Raw genomic sequence first — 15,965 nt, forward strand, 5'->3', positions numbered from 1 at the left:
AGCCACAACGCCAACAGAGGCAGAGCCAGTCGATAATTTTGCTCTGAGCCATAAATCAAGCCTTTGTGTTGTAATCCCGCGATCGCACCTTGCAGACTTCCCCCTCTGGATAGGTAATGTTTGTGAATATAATCGCGACTTTGGGGCTTGTCAGTCGGATCTAACGCCAAAGATTCCAACAGATGCGCCTGATTCGCCGGAAGCAGCATCAGTAATGACTCAAAAACCATGGATAGGTCAGATAATAGATCTTGGATTGCCTGCTGGATGTGGCGATCGCGAATTAATCCGTCAGCCACTCGCACCGACTGGAGGCGTCGCACCAGTGCGGAAGCATCGCCTAAATGTCCCTGTACCGCATTGACAAACAATTCTAAGGCTTGCGATCGCGGATCGAATGTTAGCCCTTCGACATGGAGGATTTCTTGCGCCCAAGCCGCCACCACATCATCTGCTAAGGGAGCAAGCTGCACGATTTCTAAACTATTACCTGGTTCATCAGGATGAATGCTAATTTCCGCGATCGTTGCTACCAATACATAACTCACCTGAGTCTGACGCTCGATCTCTTGCTTCAAAAAATTTTCCCACACCCCATGGCGATCCCAAGAGCGAATGTGGGGAAAGCTTTCCAAAATCAGCACCACCCGTTCACCCGTAGATTCGGCTAATACTTGTAGGAGTTCCAGTAATCCCTCAAATGCTCTCCATTGCTGCTCTTGGCTCTTTGCCCGAATCGGTTTTAGCTGCGCTCTACCTCGTCCTTTATTATTGAGGACAAATAATTCAGCCGCCTTGTGTTCAATCCACTCTTCCATGAGAGCGTGAGCCGTTGCACTGAGAAACGTCTGATTGATGCTCTCGCACAACAATTGCACAAAGCGTTGACCATCAGTCACCCGGATACAGTCAACTTCCAGAATTTTCACGCCAACTTCCCGAGCCGCCCGTCGTACCAAAGTCCGCCTTCCACTTCCCGGTACTCCCACAATCAACAGGTTGCCCTCATGGGCTAACACCTGGATGATTCGCTGGAATTGCGCTTGCCGTCCAACCAACTGAAACGGTGTTGATACATCCAAAATGGTCACGGTTTTATTGTCCTGATCGCAAGAGTAGAAAGGTTCCGGCGGTACGTCTTCAGTCCTTGATCCGCCAACGGTATTCGGTGACTCAGGGCTGAGGTTAAGTATTGATTTGCCACGAATCGGTTCTCTAATCTGGCTATTGCATGTTTTATCATGTCGATCCTCTGCTCAAACCAACCCGTTGGTGTGGTATGAGTCTATCGTTGATATTGACACTTTTCAATAGTGTCAGTCTTTTTTAGCACTATTAAAACGTGCTATACATGTTTTAGCACCTTTTCACCGGAAAGCATAGCCGTGTTAGCAGCTTGCCTATTCGCCACCATCCTGGGCGGATTTTGCGGCATCATCTTAAAAAAGACGCTAGCACGGGATCATCCGACTTTAGAACGCAGCGAGATTAAGAAGCACAATACCCCATGAGTACATTAACGATTACCTGGATCGCACTACCGCTATTTGTGGGGTTCAGCATTTATCTGTTCCCCAAACTTGACCGATATCTGGCACTGGGCGTCGCCCTGGTTTCGGCTGGATCTGCATTGGCGTTATTATTTGCAGTTCAATCGCCGATAACCCTGCAATTATTAAATAATTTCGGCGTCACTTTAGTCGCTGATCAATTAAGCGGTTTTTTTATATTGACCAATGCCTTGGTCACAACCGCCGTTATTCTCTATTGTTGGCACACGAATAAGACAGCGTTCTTTTTTACACAGACGATTATTTTACATGGCAGTGTCAATGCCGCGTTTCTCTGTGCCGATTTAATCAGCTTATACGTATCGTTAGAGGTGATTAGCATTGCCGCATTTCTGTTAATTGCCTATTCCCGAACCAATCGTTCGATTTGGGTGGCGTTGCGCTATCTGTTTGTCAGCAACGTGGCAATGCTGTTCTATCTGGTTGGTGCAGTGTTGGTGTATCAGGCGAATTATTCCTTTGCTTACACGGGTTTAAGCAATGCACCCATCGAGGCAATTGCTCTGATCTTTCTGGGATTGTTGAGTAAGGGGGGTGTCTTTGTATCGGGATTGTGGTTACCGTTAACCCACTCGGAATCGGAGACACCAGTGTCAGCGTTGCTATCGGGGGTGGTGGTGAAAACTGCCGTGTTTCCCCTGGTGCGCTTTGCTTTGATGGTGCCAGAAGTTGATCCCATTGTCAGACTCTTCGGCGTGGGAACTGCACTGCTGGGAGTCGGTTATGCCATCTTTGAAAAAGATACCAAGCGCACCCTAGCATGTAGCACGATTTCCCAATTAGGCTGGATACTCGCTGCACCAGAAGTCGGCGGCTTTTTTGCCCTAGCCCATGGATTGGCTAAATCATCGCTGTTCCTTCTCGCGGGGAACTTACCCAGCCGAAACTTTAAGGAACTTAAAGAGCAGCCAATGAACACTAGACTCTGGATTGCCCTCGTCATGGCTAGCCTCTCGATTTCGGGCTTTCCCTTGTTCGTCGGCTTTGGCGCGAAGGTATTAACGTTGAAGAATGTCCTACCTTGGCAAGGGATACTCATGAACTTGGGGGCGGTGGGAACCGCGATGGTGTATGCCAAATTCATCCTTCTGCCCCATGGGAAAGGGAAGCCTGTGCGAGCCAGTTTCTGGACTCCAATCGTACTACTGCTCACTGCGCTGATTGCCGCAAGCGGGATGTATTTAGATGTATACACCCTGTTAAATATCACCAAAAACCTGGCAATCATTGCCGTTGGATGGTTAGCATACGTTTTGATTTTTCGGCGAGTGGTACTCAAACTACCCCGTATGCTTGAGCAACTGGAGCATCTGATCGGGGTCATGGGGGTGATCAGTCTCACCTTGATCCTACTATTCAAAATGGTATTGGCATGAGGGAGATGGGGGAGATAAATTGACTTCTTCCCCACCCAATTTTTTCTCCCCCCGCTCCCCCAGCTTCCCCCGCTCCCCCAGCTTCCCCTGCTTCCCCTGCTCAAACCAATCCGTTGCTGTGGCATGAGTCTATAATTGGCATTGACACTTTCCAATAGTGTTAGCCTTGGTTAGCACTATTAAAACGTGCTATATATATTTCAGCACCTTTTTCCAGGACAGCATACCCGTGTTAGAAGCCTGCATATTTGCCACCATCCTGTGCGGATTTTTCGGCATCATCCTGAAAAAAAACCTGGTGATGAAGATCATCTCCATGGATGTAATGAGTACGGGGGTTATTGCCTATTACGTACTGATTGCATCCAGAAAAGGAGAAGCCCTGTTCACACCGATTATTCCTGTCGAAAATGGGATTATTTCCCACATCGAAAATGGCGCTTACTCTGATCCAGTTCCCCAAGCGGTGATCTTAACCGCGATTGTGATCGGCTTTTCGATTCAAGCTCTAATGCTAGTCGGTGTGATGAAGCTAGCACGGGATCATCCCACCTTAGAAAGCAGCGAGATTGAGAAGCACAACACTCCATGAATACATTGACGATTGCCTGGATTGCACTACCGCTATTTGTGGGGTTCAGCATTTATCTGTTCCCTAAACTTGATCGATATCTCGCACTGGGCGTCGCCCTAGCTTCGGCTGGATATGCATCGCAGCTATTTATAGCTCAGTCAACCTTAACCCTGCCATTATTGGATAGTTTCGGCGTCACCTTAATCGCTGACGAAATGAGCGCTTTTTTTATAGTGACCAATGCCTTGGTCACAAGCGCCGTTATCATCTATTGTTGGCACACGAATAAGACGGCGTTCTTTTTTACACAGATGATTATTTTACATGGCTGTGTTAATGCCGCCTTTATCTGTGCCGATTTCATCAGCTTATACGTGGCGTTAGAGGTGATTGGTATTGCCGCATTTCTGTTAATTGCCTATCCCCGAACGAACCGTTCGATTTGGGTGGCGTTACGTTATCTGTTGATCAGCAACGTAGCAATGCTGTTTTATCTGATGGGTGCGGTGTTGGTGTATGAGGCGAATTATTCATTTGCTTATCAGGGGTTAAGCAATGCTCCCATCCAGGCAATTGCCTTGATTTTTCTGGGACTGTTGAGTAAAGGGGGTATTTTTGTATCGGGATTGTGGTTACCCTTAACCCACTCGGAATCCGAGACACCGGTGTCGGCGTTGCTATCGGGGGTTGTGGTAAAAGCCGGGGTGTTTCCCCTGATGCGCTTTGCTTTGATGATTGAGGAGATTGATCCCATTGTCAGAATCTTTGGCGTAGGCACAGCCGTGTTAGGAGTCGGTTATGCCGTCTTTGAAAAAGATACCAAGCGAATGTTGGCATTTCACACGATTTCGCAGTTAGGCTTTGTCCTAGCAGCACCAGAAGTCGGTGGTTTTTATGGGCTAACCCACGGGTTAGTTAAATCAGCGCTTTTCTTAATCGCGGGAACCTTACCTAGCCGTAACCTCAAAGAACTGCACCATCAGCCGATTAATACCTCGATTTGGATTGCCTTAGTCATCGCCAGTTTCTCTATCTCTGGCTTTCCCCTATTATCTGGTTTTGGGGCGAAGGTGTTGACGATGGAAAATCTTTTGCCCTGGCAAGTGATTGGCATGAACATTGCAGCTTTGGGAACGGCAATATCCTTTGCCAAATTCATTTTTCTGCCTCACAACCCACAAGGAGAGGGAAATGTCAAGCCCGGTTTCTGGTTAGCTATGCTCCTATTAATCGGGGGTTTAATTTTAGCAAATGTTGTGTATTACGAGGCGTATACGGTTAAGAATATCGTCAAACCACTGGCAACTATCGCACTCGGATGGTTGGCATATTTTTTGATTTTCAAACGACTTGCCATCAAACTACCTCGTATGTTTGAGCAATTCGATCATCTGATTGGGCTGATGAGTTTAATGTTGCTGCTGCTGTTCGGAATGATATTCGCTTAATCTCAAACTCTTACAAATGACCAATGACCAATGACCAATGACAAAATATGATTGGACATCTGAATTTGATATTGCGATTAACCATCTGGTTTTTGCTCACCGCTAATCTAAGTGTGCCAAATATCATCATTGGCATCGCCATTGCCCTTCTCTTGCCGGGACGTCCCAAAACTCCGGAATCCTTAAAGGATTGGTTTCGGGTGCTGGGTGAGGTAATTGTGGCGATTCCCCAGGCGTATTTTGAGGCATTTGAAATTATGTTCCGTCCTCATAAGTACGAAGATGTAATTATGGAACGAGTCAAACCCCAGCGCACACCTGGACTGATTTTTCTCGATATATTTTTAATTACGTTTACACCCAAAACCATTGTTTTAAAATACCACGAGGAAGGGTCCTATGAAGTCCACCGAATTAGCCGGAGAAGACGAACATGAATTTGATTTTAATTGGCATGATGTTGGCGCTACTTATCCCCATGTATGAGGCATGGCAGGATGATGATATTTGGCAAAAAATGTTGGCGTTTGCCAGTATTGCTACAAAAACCTCAATTATGATTCTGGTTGTTTCTGTCTTACGGGGTGACTGGATGATTGGAGTTGTGGGGGTGATTATTCTGAGTGTGGGAAATGCCGGATTGATGTTGTTGGCACATATCCTTAAACGAATCAATGATTTAGCAAAAGAGTCCTATTATGATCAACGTGCTTAGTTATATCTGTATCGGGTTAGGAATTGTCTTCTGGTTTTGGGGAACGTTTCCGTTAATTGGTCACAGATCTGTACTCTTTAAGCTGCATACTCTTTCGGTGGCAGATACTCTTGGCTCAATGAGTATTATCGTCGGATTGTTGCTAAAAATACCCAGTGAGTGGCCCCTACTGATTCTCGCCATTATCTCCTTGGCGATTTGGAATACGGTGCTGGGGTATGTGTTGGCATATTGTTCGAGTAGCGGGGAGGAATTTGACTATGAATCAGAGTGATCTTTATGTGATTATCGCCCTGCTGCCTTTGGCTGCTTGTATGTTAGTTTTTCAAGTGAATCCCTACCATGCTTTGGTAATTCGGGGCATTTTGGGAGCGGTGGCAGCATTGGTTTATGCAGTTTTGGGGGCGGCGGATGTGGCGTTGACTGAAGCCTTGGTGGGTACGATGCTGGCGATTACGCTATATGCCGTGGCGGTGCGTTCATCCTTAACCCTGCGTCTGGGTGTACTTGAAGACGGTGGCGCTAAAGTGCCGACTACGAAAGAAGTTGAGCAGCATTTTGGGGAACTGATGAATGATTTACGTCGCATTTTTAGCAAGCACTATATGCGTGTTGAGGTAGTCCCCTATACGGATCAGCAGGCGTTGAATCGGGCGCTGATGGAGAAAGAAATTCATGCTACCTGTACGCGATCGCACCAAGCCGAACTGGAGCCTCAAGACCCGACAGCACCTGAGTCTGAGACGCCATCCTATCACACCGCGACTCGGGTTCAACGTCTCTATGACATCATGCGAACCGAACTGTCGTCACCGGCGACACATTTAACCTATATCAATACACCAGATTCAGGGGAGGGACATTAATGAAATGGATCTACATTGCAGCGGGGATCGCGCTGTACGTCATATTCCTAATCACGCCCGATATGTCCAATTCGGCACCGGATTTGTCAGATATCTCTATCGTCGAAGCCGTTGTAGAAGACAGTGGCGTGTCCAATGTGGTTTCGGGTATCATTTTCCGGAATCGGTTGTATGACACGATCTTTGAAGTGGTGGTATTTACGATCGCGATTATGGGTGTGCGGTTTCTGCTGGCGGATGAAAAGCCGTTCTGCACCGTCTATCAATTTACCGATCAACCCTCGATCATTCTGGCGCGTCTGGGAGCAACCATTTCCGCCTTAGTGGGTATCGAACTGGCGATTCGGGGACATCTTAGCCCTGGTGGTGGGTTTGCCGCTGGGGTAGCTGGGGGAACCGCGATCGGCTTGGTGGCGATTACCTCATCAACCGAGTGGATGCAGGGAATCTATAAACGCTGGCACGCCTCTAGATGGGAGAAAGTTTCGGTTCTGGTTTTCATTGTCCTAGCGGTGATCACCCTGGCTGGAGTCGAGTTACCCCATGGAAACTTAGGCGCACTGATCAGCGGCGGGATTATTCCCCTGCTGAATATCCTAGTCGCCGTAAAAGTTGCCTTGGGTTCCTGGGCAGCTATTTTAGTTTTTGTTCATTATCGGGGATTGTTGTGATATCAAGTCCGGTAGCATTGGTTGTGTACAGTGAGCATCGTATTTGAGCGAGAAACAGTGGTGTCAATCCCCTTGGGAAAGTTCCTATGGTGAAAGATAGATTTCATGATGTTGTTAGAACGGCTCTAGAAAAGGACAACTGGAAAATTACGGCTGATCCTTACGAAGTTAGTATCGACGATGTGGATTTTGAGATTGATTTGGCAGCGGAGCAATTGTTAGCAGCAGAACGAGAAAATCAGAAAATTGCTGTAGAAGTAAAAAGCTTTATCAGCACGTCCAATGTTTCAGATTTTCATACGGCATTGGGTCAATTCCTAAACTACCGAGATGCACTGGCAAGGATTGAAACCGATCGTCAACTTTATCTGGCTGTGCGAGAGCCAATTTATGAAAGTTTCTTCCAGCGACGCTTCATTCTGGCAGCAGTTGATCGGTATCAAGTCCGATTGGTGATTTACGATGTGAAAAAGGAGGTGATTGTGCAATGGCTGTAGAGCAATATCGCCAGTATATCCAACATCTTCTTTCCGAGCGTGCCGAGCGTGCTGCGCGGCAAAGAACTGCCCCAGAATATGAAGTTCAGACTGTTTTTGATACACAGCAGGATCACTATCAACTGCTGTATGTTGGTTGGCGTGGGAATAAACGTGATTTTGGCTGTATTCTGCATGTTGATATTAAGGGTGGAAAAGTTTGGATTCAGCATGATGGTACAGAAGAAGGTTTTGCCAACCGATTAGTCGCTATGGGAGTACCGAAACAAGATATTGTTTTGGCTTTCCATGAACCTGAAGTGCGTCAGTTTACGGGTTTTGGTATAGGTGAAGCGATCGCCGATTAATCCAAGTTATATCATGTCTGCCTAAACAGTCATCGTTCCCTTTTACCCTGCTATCTGCCTTCTGCCTTGTTTCCATCAAAGTGTGAATATTTAACCCGACTTGATATCAGGAATGGGGTTCGCCAAACAGTACCATCGAACAGGTTAATTCCTTAACCACCTGAGTCGTCACATCACTAACCGCTAATCCCCCAGCCGTGCGACGGCGTACTGATCGCAAAATCACCATGTCAAAGGATTGAGCGGCTTTGAGGATCACCCGCGCCACATCATCATGGGCAATGGTTTTAATCGTGGATTCCAGCGATGGAGCGACTTTTGAGAGAATATTGGAAATTTGCGACTCAAATTGGGCAATCTGTTCCGGTGGCGTGCGGCGATCGCAAACGTGTAATAATGTAACCTCTGCCTGGTGAGTATTGGCAAACAGTTCAGCAAACTGCACCACCCGCACCGCTTGCGGAGTGAGGTTTTTCACTGGCACTAAGATACGGTGCAGATTAATCGGTTTATCCAGCAAGCGCATCACCGCCACCGGACAATGGGATGACCAAAACACACTATCAATCACATTGCCAAACAAGCGAGCCCGCAACCCCGTGGTTTCACTCCACCCCATGATAATTAAACTAGCATGTTGCTCTCTGGCGGTGCGGCTAATCCCCTCGGCGACATCATCATCAATCCGCAATTCTGGCTTGGCGGAAGCATTAAACTCTTGGCTCACTTCTAAAGCCCTATCTAATAGCCTCCTACTTTGCTTGAGCGCCCCATTTAACTGAGGTTCATCCATGTGGACATGCGCCTTGGCGATGGATAAGGGTACAATCACACCGGACTCATGGCGAGCCAATAGCGCTGCTGTTTCAATTAAATACCGCTCAGTGAGAGGATTGTAGACAGGGACAACCACCGTAAAGGGAGGTGACTCCTCATCTAACTCCATCAAGATTTCATCGAAGCGAGGTTCCCGACTTTCCCACCAAATTGCCGAAGTAGCTGTCTCTAGGTTCGCCTTCGGTAAAGGCAGTTTACTGGCAAATCGTTCCGTGAGTAAAGGTCCCAGCAGAGACGTAACCAGCATCAGGACAATTACCGTATTAAACACCGCATCCGAAAGCAGGCTTTCACCCGCCGGATTAACCGCTTGGAGTCCCGCCAGCGCCGCCGCTAAGGTGGCGGCTACCTGGGGCATGGATAGAGACCACATCGTCAAGGTTTCATTCCAGTTGTAGCGGTATAGGAGTTTCGTAATCAACGAGGCGACAAACTTACTAATAATTAATCCACCCACAATACCAAGTGTCAGTCCAAACTCCGAGGTTAGGGTATCCATAAAGGCAGGAATATTCAGCAGTAAGCCCATCCCGACAAAGAAAAAGGGGATAAATAAAACACCGCCAACAAACTCCACCTTTTCCTTAACCGGTCCATTTCCCACCGCATCATTAACCGCTAAACCTGCCAGAAAAGCGCCGACAATCTTATCTACATTAATAATCTGGGCACCCACCGACGCCAGAAATAATGCAAGTAGGACAAAGAGAAACTGATTGCCTTGCTCATCCCCCGTGCGCCGAAAATACTCCTTCCCCGCCCAGTCAAACCCAAATAATACAATTGCCGCATAAATTGCCAACGCCGCCAACTGGATGGCTAGCACGGTTGGGGAGAATTCTCCTCCATGAATTGAGACGCAAATCGCCAACACTAAAAGCGCCGCGATATCGGTGAAAATTGTCGCCCCAATGGTAACGGTTACGGCTTGATTACGAACCACACCCAACCGTTGGATAATCGGATAACCCAAGAGGGTGTGAGAGGCTAAGAGGGAACCAATCAGAATCGAGGCATTCCAACCATAACCAAACAGTCGCCCCACCGACATACCCATCAGCAGGGGCAAGATAAAGGTTAGCGCCCCAAATCCCAAGGCTCGATTTTTGGTTTTGCTAAACTCCTGTAAGTCAATTTCTAGTCCCGCCACGAACATCAGATAAATTTTCCCGATGTCCGATAAAAGCTTCATCGTCTCGGTTTTCTCAGAAAGAATCTTTATCCCATGGGGACCTAAGACGACTCCCGCGACTAACAATCCCACTAATCCCGGCAATTGTAGCCGTTCAAAAATGGGTGGAATCGTCAAGATGACTAACAGCAGAATCGTAAACTGAACGATTGGGCTTTGGGGTAAAACTTGTAAGGCTTGTTCCATCTAGCAGTAGGTATGGTGTGGGATGTAGGGAAGGGAACTCCCTTGTGGTAGGTTAGATGCAAGGCAAGTGGGATGCCGCGACTTCCAGTATACTGTTGTTGAGAAGGCAGAAGATGAAATAAACCCAACTCTAGTCAGTTTTGTCAATACTCCTCAAACCCTTACATAAGCCGGGAGCATTTCAGGGACAGCATAAAATGTTCAAGTTAACCAAGGGAGTTGGGTTGAGGAATAAGAAAAAGGGAAACCATGAAATTACTAAAAGTCTCCCTTTTTGAAACAAAATACATCAGCCAGTAGTGGCGTGGTACACCGAATTTGATAAATTAGACTTAGGCACAGAAAAATCATCGGATCAGGGGCTAAAGCCCCGACTACGAACGGTTAAGGAGCAAGGATTTCATTCATCCGTTACCTTTCGTCGCATCGCTTTGATATGCGATCGCCTATTTTTGCTGTCCAGACGTTTCCGTTGAGAACTTCGAGTTGGCTTGCTGGGTTTACGGCGTAAGGGAAGCGCGATCGCACTCTTAATCAACTCTCGCAATCGCCGCCGCGCTTCTTCCCGATTCTGCTGTTGGCTGCGGTGTTCCTGGGCTTTAATAATAATCACCCCGTCTTTGGTAATACGCTGATCGGAACGCTTTAACAGCCGCTCTTTGTAGCGATCGGGCAACGAGGAAGCCAGAATATCAAAGCGCAGGTGAATAGCACTCGCCACTTTATTCACATTTTGCCCCCCTGCTCCTTGAGAGCGCACCGCACTCATCTCAATCTCCTCCTCTGGAATGCTCACAGTATTAGAAATTTGTAGCATAATTTAACAATTGCCTAGAGATGAGTCACACCAGTATTTGAGCAGATTTTAGCCGAGTTTGCCTTTACTGATTATCGTCCAGCAGACCGAGTTGTCACCCAAACAAGCCGATGGATCGATTGAATTTCAAGGTACTCCAGCAATTTTGGACGATCGCCAAATCCTATTGGTTAGGGGATGAGAAATGGCTTGCCAGAGGGTTACTCCTGAGTGTTGTGCTGTTTCTGCTAGCCTATACGGGATTGAGTGTCCTACTCAATAACAAACGAGGGGTATTAATCTCAGCCCTTTCTGCCCAGGATGAAACCCGCTTCTGGCAAACGGTGATTATTTTCATCGGCGTGCTGGTTATTTATGCACCTCTATTGGCGGGTTATACCTATCTACGCGATCGCCTCAGCCTGCAATGGCGCAAATGGCTCACCCATCGATTTGTGGATAACTATTTTCGCGATCGCGCCTATTACAACCTGCATATTGGTAAAACTGAGATTGATAACCCAGATCAGCGGATTGCTGAGGATGTCAGGAGTTTTACCCAAGAGTCTCTCACCTTTTTGCTGGTGTTGGTGGAGTCGGTGCTGTCGGTGATTGCGTTCAGCAGTGTACTCTGGGGCATTTCTAAACCCCTGGTGTTTTTTCTGGTGCTGTATGCTCTAATTGGAACGCTGGTGACGACTGTGGTATTTGGTAAGCCCCTTGTCCGACTCAACTTTGAACAACTCAAGCGGGAAGCGAATCTCCGCTTTAGCTTGGTGCGAATTCGGGAAAATGCGGAAGCGATCGCGTTTTACCAGGGGGAGGAGCAGGAGTCGCATCAGGTTAAGCAGCGGTTTTTTGATGTGTTTGAGAATGTCAAACGGCTGCTGGTTTGGGAGTTGAATTTGAATATTCTCACCAATGCCTATGAGTTCATCCCCTTTATCCTACCTGCCCTAGTTGTCGCCCCGGCGATTTTTGCCGGAGAAATGGAGGTGGGTAAAGTGTCTGAGGCGCAGGGAGCCTTTATCCGCGTCTTCTTCTCCCTCAATGTTGTGGTTGCTCGCTTCCAGCAATTAACCACGTTTGGCGCTGGAATTAACCGTCTCTATACCTTTGCCGAGTTTTTAGAACAGACAGAGGCAACCCAGGTATCGGATGAGCAGAAGCCACGGATTCAGAGGGTTGAGGCACAGCGGCTGGCAGTTGAACACCTGAGCCTACAAACTCCTAATTATCAACGGACGTTGGTAGAAGATTTGTCAATAGAGTTACCGACTGGAGAAGGACTTTTGGTCATGGGACCCAGTGGTTGTGGTAAGAGTTCACTGCTACGCGCGATCGCGGGATTATGGGATTCTGGTCAGGGTACGATTATTCGTCCTGAATCTGATCAGATCCTATTTTTGCCCCAGCGTCCTTACATGGTGTTGGGTACTCTCCGCGATCAATTGCTCTATCCTAACACCCACCTTGAGGTTGATGAGCAACAGTTGAAACAAGTTTTAGAGCAGGTGAATTTAGCGGGTTTAGATGAACGATTTGGCGGGTTTGATGCCGAACAGGATTGGGCAGATGTCCTCTCCTTGGGCGAACAACAACGGTTAACCTTTGCCCGGTTGCTACTGAACAAACCCCAGTACGCTATTCTGGACGAAGCGACCAGTGCCTTGGATCTGGGTAATGAGGAACGGTTATATCACCATTTGCAGGCGAAAGGGACTACTTTTTTAAGTGTGGGGCATCGCTCGACGTTGGCAAATTACCATCAGTCTTTGCTGGAACTTTCTCAGGACAAAACCTGGCAGATCAAAGAACTTATGGCTGGGGTTAAAGAATAATCGAAGTACCAGCAAGGGACTCAAGTCCCTTGCTAATAGCTTAAGTCCTCTAAAGAGGACTGCAATCCTCTCCGCCAGTCCGTTTCAACGGACTTTGGCTATGAGACAGGGGTTTGAACCCCTGGCAGGATAACAACGGGTTAGGATTTAGGGTAGTGGGTTCTTATCGAAGTATGGCAAAGCAGAAAAATCCCCTCACCGGAGAAGCACTGATAAAAGAAGTCTGTCGGCGGATTCGGGTTGCCCGTAGCTACTGGGATGCTCATAATAATGCTGCCTGTCGGGGAGAGCGAGAACGCGCTTTAGCCCTTTACAACAAGCTGACTAAAAAACAAAAAGAGCAGATTCCCCAGGTATTGCGGGTGTGGCTGCGCTACCGCAGTGAAAAGTATTTTGGCGCACATCGAACGCCGCCTAAGTCGAAACGGAAGTCGAAATAGAATGAAGCAGACATTGGTATCAAGAAGATATTTCATTCCAAGGGTTCGCGTTCAGGTTTTGCCTAAACTTAATTGATATTTACCTGAATGACATCGCTTACTGGAAAAACATTCCCGATCGCGTCTGGAACTATACAATCGGCGGGTATCAGGTCATCAAAAAATGGTTGAGCTACCGAGAGCAGAAATTGTTGGGGCGATCGCTCAAACTAGAAGAAGTCACCGAAGTTACCAATATGGCAAGACGCATTGCCGCAATTTTGTTACTAGAACCTGAATTAGATGCAAATTATGAGGCGGTGAAACAATCAACTTACCAATGGTCAAATCAAGGAGAAATATCATGACCAATGCCAGAGATCAACTCATTCAAGGACGGGGGGAACTTCAGGTTAACTTTACTTTTGTCCGACTACTTATGATAATAGGGTAGATTTATCTGTTGATCGATTAGACGCTTGAAACAACGACTAGATACCTTATTAGTAGACCTTAACTTATGCGACTCCCGACAACAGGCACAACGGCTGATTCGGGCGGGAGAAGTGCGGGTTAATCAGCAGCTTGTGGATAAACCGGGAACTGAAATAGACACAACCGCCGAGATTAAAATTAATCAAAAATCCCCTTATGTTTCTAGAGGTGGGGAAAAGTTAGTCAAAGCCTTAGACGAGTTTGGTATAGCGGTAGCCGGACGCATTTGCTTAGATGGCGGTATTTCCACGGGAGGCTTTACCGACTGCTTACTGCAAAAGGGGGCAAAACGGGTTTACGGTGTTGATGTGGGCTATGGACAAGTGGCTTGGACATTGCGAAATGATCACCGGGTGATTTTGAAGGAACGCACGAATTTACGCTATTTGCAACCTGCTGATTTATATGGAGAACCCCTCGGAATAGACGAGAAGGATAAGGAGGAGATTTATCCAGATTTAGGGGTTGTCGATGTGTCGTTTATTTCCCTGACGAAAATCCTAGAAGCCTTGTGGAACCTACTACAAGCGCCGCGTGAGGTGGTGTTACTGGTGAAGCCACAGTTTGAAGTGGGACGAGAACGGGTTGGCAAAAAGGGCGTAGTGCGCGATCCTCAAGATCAGGCGGGCGCGATCGCACAAATTTTACCAGCCGCCCAGAATTTAGGTTGGGTCTATCAAGGCTTAACCTGGTCACCTATTACGGGTCCTGCGGGTAATATTGAATATCTGCTCTGGCTAGGAATGGATAGTCAAATTCAGAGTCCTGATTTAAGTGAAATTCAAGACATCACTCAATTGGCTACCACTTATTTTCGCGAGAAACCTTGAATCAAATTTATCTGGGGATCAGGGCGGGTTTTGTCGTTCAGTTAAAGGAAACAAGGAAGGTTAATCCCTAAACCCGCCCCTACCAATCAACAGATTGTTTGGTCAACTTAAGATTCCCTGGGTTGGTAGTCGCAACAGTTATCACAAGGACCTGACGGATTAACCGCACAGCGGATATAAGCCGAACGAGCATTAAATCGACAGGTAATATCACCAATTAAATAACCAACCCCTTCCAGATAATACTGATCAGGCGGTAATGGATTTCTTGGCAGTATCCTAGCCGTTGTTGATGCTTGAATCGAGTTTCTTAACCGGATTTGCGCTTGTTCCTTTGCTCTATGCATCACCCATATCGAAAGCAGTGGGGGGGTCAAACCCAAGACAAACACAATAATCGTCTCGAACATGGTTTTTTCCTCCCGGGTGACTCTACCTAACCTCCTAATCCCCCACTATACCTAATTAGAACTTGCTGCACAACTCCCAAACCCTTAGCTATCAATGCTTTGAGTAGCATTGATATTTGCTCTTGTTCAAGAAAAAAGGGTTAAACCCTTTTATACCCTTGCACCGCTATCAGGGAAAATGTACTATGGCTCCCCCTGCTCCCCCTGCTCCCCCTGCTCCCCCACAACACTTACAGACCCTAATTAGGGCTTAGTGGGGGAGGATGTCAACTCACCATCTGATAGACTGACTCTTCGATTGGCTCCTGAATTTCCGGCATATTCTCAAAACCGCGTGCAATTTCCCTCATTCGCACCTGCTTAGCTTGAAGCGCTGTTTGTAGCAGTTTCATGGCTTCCTTTGGCTTACCGCACCCGCAAAAAAATAAATCAGCGGCAAAATAGCCATGTTCGGGCCAGGTATGGATGGCAATATGAGACTCCGCCAATGTCGCTGTCGCCGTGACTCCGTGGGGACTAAACTGGTGTACACATAAATCAATTAGAGTTCCTTCTCCAACAGAAATCGCATCAATTAAGGCGCGGCGAATTCCCTCAGGATCATTGAGAAGGTCTTCAGGCGCTTCCCATGCGTCAACGACCAGATGAGTTCCCACTTGTTTCATTCTACTCGATTTACTCCACCCAATAAGATTTCAAAGACTCTATTTATAGCATAGACTTAATTCATTCCTCAACCAGATTTAGGATCAATGGCAGTCTTTTGTTCCTTAGCACAGCATGGCGTAAATTTACCAACCCTTCAAATCAGTTGTACCTAGGCATGACAACAGAAGCTTAACAGACGCCAGATATTGCGTCTATGCATGGCTTCTGACTTCCGCCTAGGGGTAC

18 protein-coding genes and 1 pseudogene are annotated in these 15,965 nt (G+C 47.2%); 14 read left to right on the plus strand and 5 right to left on the minus strand.

Translation table 11 applies throughout. The features are described from left to right. On the minus strand, nucleotides 1-1,091 hold a 1,091-nt coding region (locus ACLFWI_RS01165), incomplete at its 3' end, for an AAA family ATPase (RefSeq protein ID WP_446411372.1). 416 nt (nucleotides 1,092-1,507) lie between these two features. On the opposite strand from ACLFWI_RS01165, the gene ACLFWI_RS01170 reads away from it, so the two are divergent. From ACLFWI_RS01170 to ACLFWI_RS01215, 10 genes are all read left to right on the plus strand, one after another. Beyond that, a complete protein-coding gene (locus tag ACLFWI_RS01170; RefSeq protein ID WP_446411373.1) occupies nucleotides 1,508-2,947 on the plus strand; it encodes a cation:proton antiporter in 1,440 nt (479 codons plus the stop codon). A 229-nt stretch (nucleotides 2,948-3,176) separates the two neighbouring features. Next, complete coding sequence (locus ACLFWI_RS01175) at nucleotides 3,177-3,539, plus strand: cation:proton antiporter subunit C (RefSeq protein ID WP_446407513.1); 363 nt, start codon at nucleotides 3,177-3,179, stop codon at nucleotides 3,537-3,539. Further along, complete coding sequence (locus tag ACLFWI_RS01180; protein ID WP_446407514.1) at nucleotides 3,536-4,969, plus strand: cation:proton antiporter; 1,434 nt, start codon at nucleotides 3,536-3,538, stop codon at nucleotides 4,967-4,969. The genes ACLFWI_RS01175 and ACLFWI_RS01180 overlap by 4 nt, the downstream gene beginning before the upstream one ends. Before the next feature lie 47 nt (nucleotides 4,970-5,016). Then, entirely contained in the window at nucleotides 5,017-5,406 is a 390-nt protein-coding gene (locus ACLFWI_RS01185; protein ID WP_446407515.1) for a cation:proton antiporter, read from the plus strand. Beyond that, the gene (locus tag ACLFWI_RS01190; protein WP_446407516.1) at nucleotides 5,403-5,684 is read left to right on the plus strand and encodes a hypothetical protein; all 282 of its coding nucleotides are present in this window, start codon (nucleotides 5,403-5,405) and stop codon (nucleotides 5,682-5,684) included. Before ACLFWI_RS01185 ends, ACLFWI_RS01190 begins: the two co-directional genes overlap by 4 nt. Continuing rightward, entirely contained in the window at nucleotides 5,668-5,958 is a 291-nt protein-coding gene (locus ACLFWI_RS01195) for a monovalent cation/H(+) antiporter subunit G (RefSeq protein WP_446348559.1), read from the plus strand. The genes ACLFWI_RS01190 and ACLFWI_RS01195 overlap by 17 nt, the downstream gene beginning before the upstream one ends. Then, nucleotides 5,945-6,550: a DUF4040 domain-containing protein gene (locus ACLFWI_RS01200; RefSeq protein WP_446407517.1), complete on the plus strand. Its 606-nt coding sequence runs from the start codon at nucleotides 5,945-5,947 to the stop codon at nucleotides 6,548-6,550. Before ACLFWI_RS01195 ends, ACLFWI_RS01200 begins: the two co-directional genes overlap by 14 nt. Next, nucleotides 6,550-7,221, plus strand: a complete 672-nt coding sequence (locus tag ACLFWI_RS01205; RefSeq protein ID WP_446411374.1) for a Na(+)/H(+) antiporter subunit B — start codon at nucleotides 6,550-6,552, stop codon at nucleotides 7,219-7,221. The genes ACLFWI_RS01200 and ACLFWI_RS01205 overlap by 1 nt, the downstream gene beginning before the upstream one ends. Nucleotides 7,222-7,307: 86 nt before the next feature. Further along, nucleotides 7,308-7,718: a XisH family protein gene (locus ACLFWI_RS01210; RefSeq protein ID WP_446411375.1), complete on the plus strand. Its 411-nt coding sequence runs from the start codon at nucleotides 7,308-7,310 to the stop codon at nucleotides 7,716-7,718. Next, nucleotides 7,709-8,065, plus strand: coding sequence for an element excision factor XisI family protein (locus tag ACLFWI_RS01215; RefSeq protein ID WP_446411376.1), 357 nt, complete (start codon nucleotides 7,709-7,711; stop codon nucleotides 8,063-8,065). The genes ACLFWI_RS01210 and ACLFWI_RS01215 overlap by 10 nt, the downstream gene beginning before the upstream one ends. 106 nt (nucleotides 8,066-8,171) lie before the next feature. Here the strand turns inward: ACLFWI_RS01215 and ACLFWI_RS01220 are convergent, their stop codons facing one another. After that, nucleotides 8,172-10,280 carry a cation:proton antiporter domain-containing protein gene (locus ACLFWI_RS01220; protein ID WP_446411377.1) on the minus strand — a complete coding sequence of 703 codons (2,109 nt, stop codon included), beginning with the start codon at nucleotides 10,278-10,280 and terminating at the stop codon, nucleotides 8,172-8,174. Between the two features lie 400 nt (nucleotides 10,281-10,680). Next, a complete protein-coding gene (gene arfB, locus ACLFWI_RS01225) occupies nucleotides 10,681-11,097 on the minus strand; it encodes an alternative ribosome rescue aminoacyl-tRNA hydrolase ArfB (RefSeq protein WP_446411378.1) in 417 nt (138 codons plus the stop codon). A 110-nt stretch (nucleotides 11,098-11,207) separates the two neighbouring features. On the opposite strand from arfB, the gene ACLFWI_RS01230 reads away from it, so the two are divergent. The 4 genes and pseudogenes from ACLFWI_RS01230 to ACLFWI_RS01245 all read left to right on the plus strand — a co-directional run bounded on the left by ACLFWI_RS01230 (nucleotide 11,208) and on the right by ACLFWI_RS01245 (nucleotide 14,661). After that, entirely contained in the window at nucleotides 11,208-12,917 is a 1,710-nt protein-coding gene (locus ACLFWI_RS01230; RefSeq protein WP_446411379.1) for an ABC transporter ATP-binding protein/permease, read from the plus strand. A gap of 173 nt (nucleotides 12,918-13,090) precedes the next feature. Further along, nucleotides 13,091-13,357 (plus strand): Precorrin-3B methylase, encoded by a 267-nt coding sequence (locus ACLFWI_RS01235; RefSeq protein WP_446411380.1) that lies wholly within the window; start codon nucleotides 13,091-13,093, stop codon nucleotides 13,355-13,357. A 74-nt stretch (nucleotides 13,358-13,431) separates the two neighbouring features. Beyond that, nucleotides 13,432-13,704 (plus strand): annotated as a pseudogene (locus ACLFWI_RS01240) (type ISP restriction/modification enzyme); the annotation flags it as partial. A 111-nt stretch (nucleotides 13,705-13,815) separates the two neighbouring features. Further along, nucleotides 13,816-14,661, plus strand: coding sequence for a TlyA family RNA methyltransferase (locus tag ACLFWI_RS01245; RefSeq protein WP_446411381.1), 846 nt, complete (start codon nucleotides 13,816-13,818; stop codon nucleotides 14,659-14,661). Between the two features lie 107 nt (nucleotides 14,662-14,768). Here ACLFWI_RS01245 and ACLFWI_RS01250 read toward each other — a convergent pair whose 3' ends face one another. Beyond that, entirely contained in the window at nucleotides 14,769-15,071 is a 303-nt protein-coding gene (locus ACLFWI_RS01250) for a DUF6464 family protein (protein WP_446411382.1), read from the minus strand. 266 nt (nucleotides 15,072-15,337) lie between these two features. Beyond that, nucleotides 15,338-15,736 carry an adenosylmethionine decarboxylase gene (gene speD / locus ACLFWI_RS01255; RefSeq protein WP_446411383.1) on the minus strand — a complete coding sequence of 133 codons (399 nt, stop codon included), beginning with the start codon at nucleotides 15,734-15,736 and terminating at the stop codon, nucleotides 15,338-15,340. Nucleotides 15,737-15,965 lie beyond the last annotated feature (229 nt).

This window comes from Coleofasciculus sp., assembly GCF_046539235.1.
Taxonomy (GTDB): Bacteria; Cyanobacteriota; Cyanobacteriia; order Cyanobacteriales; family Coleofasciculaceae; genus Coleofasciculus.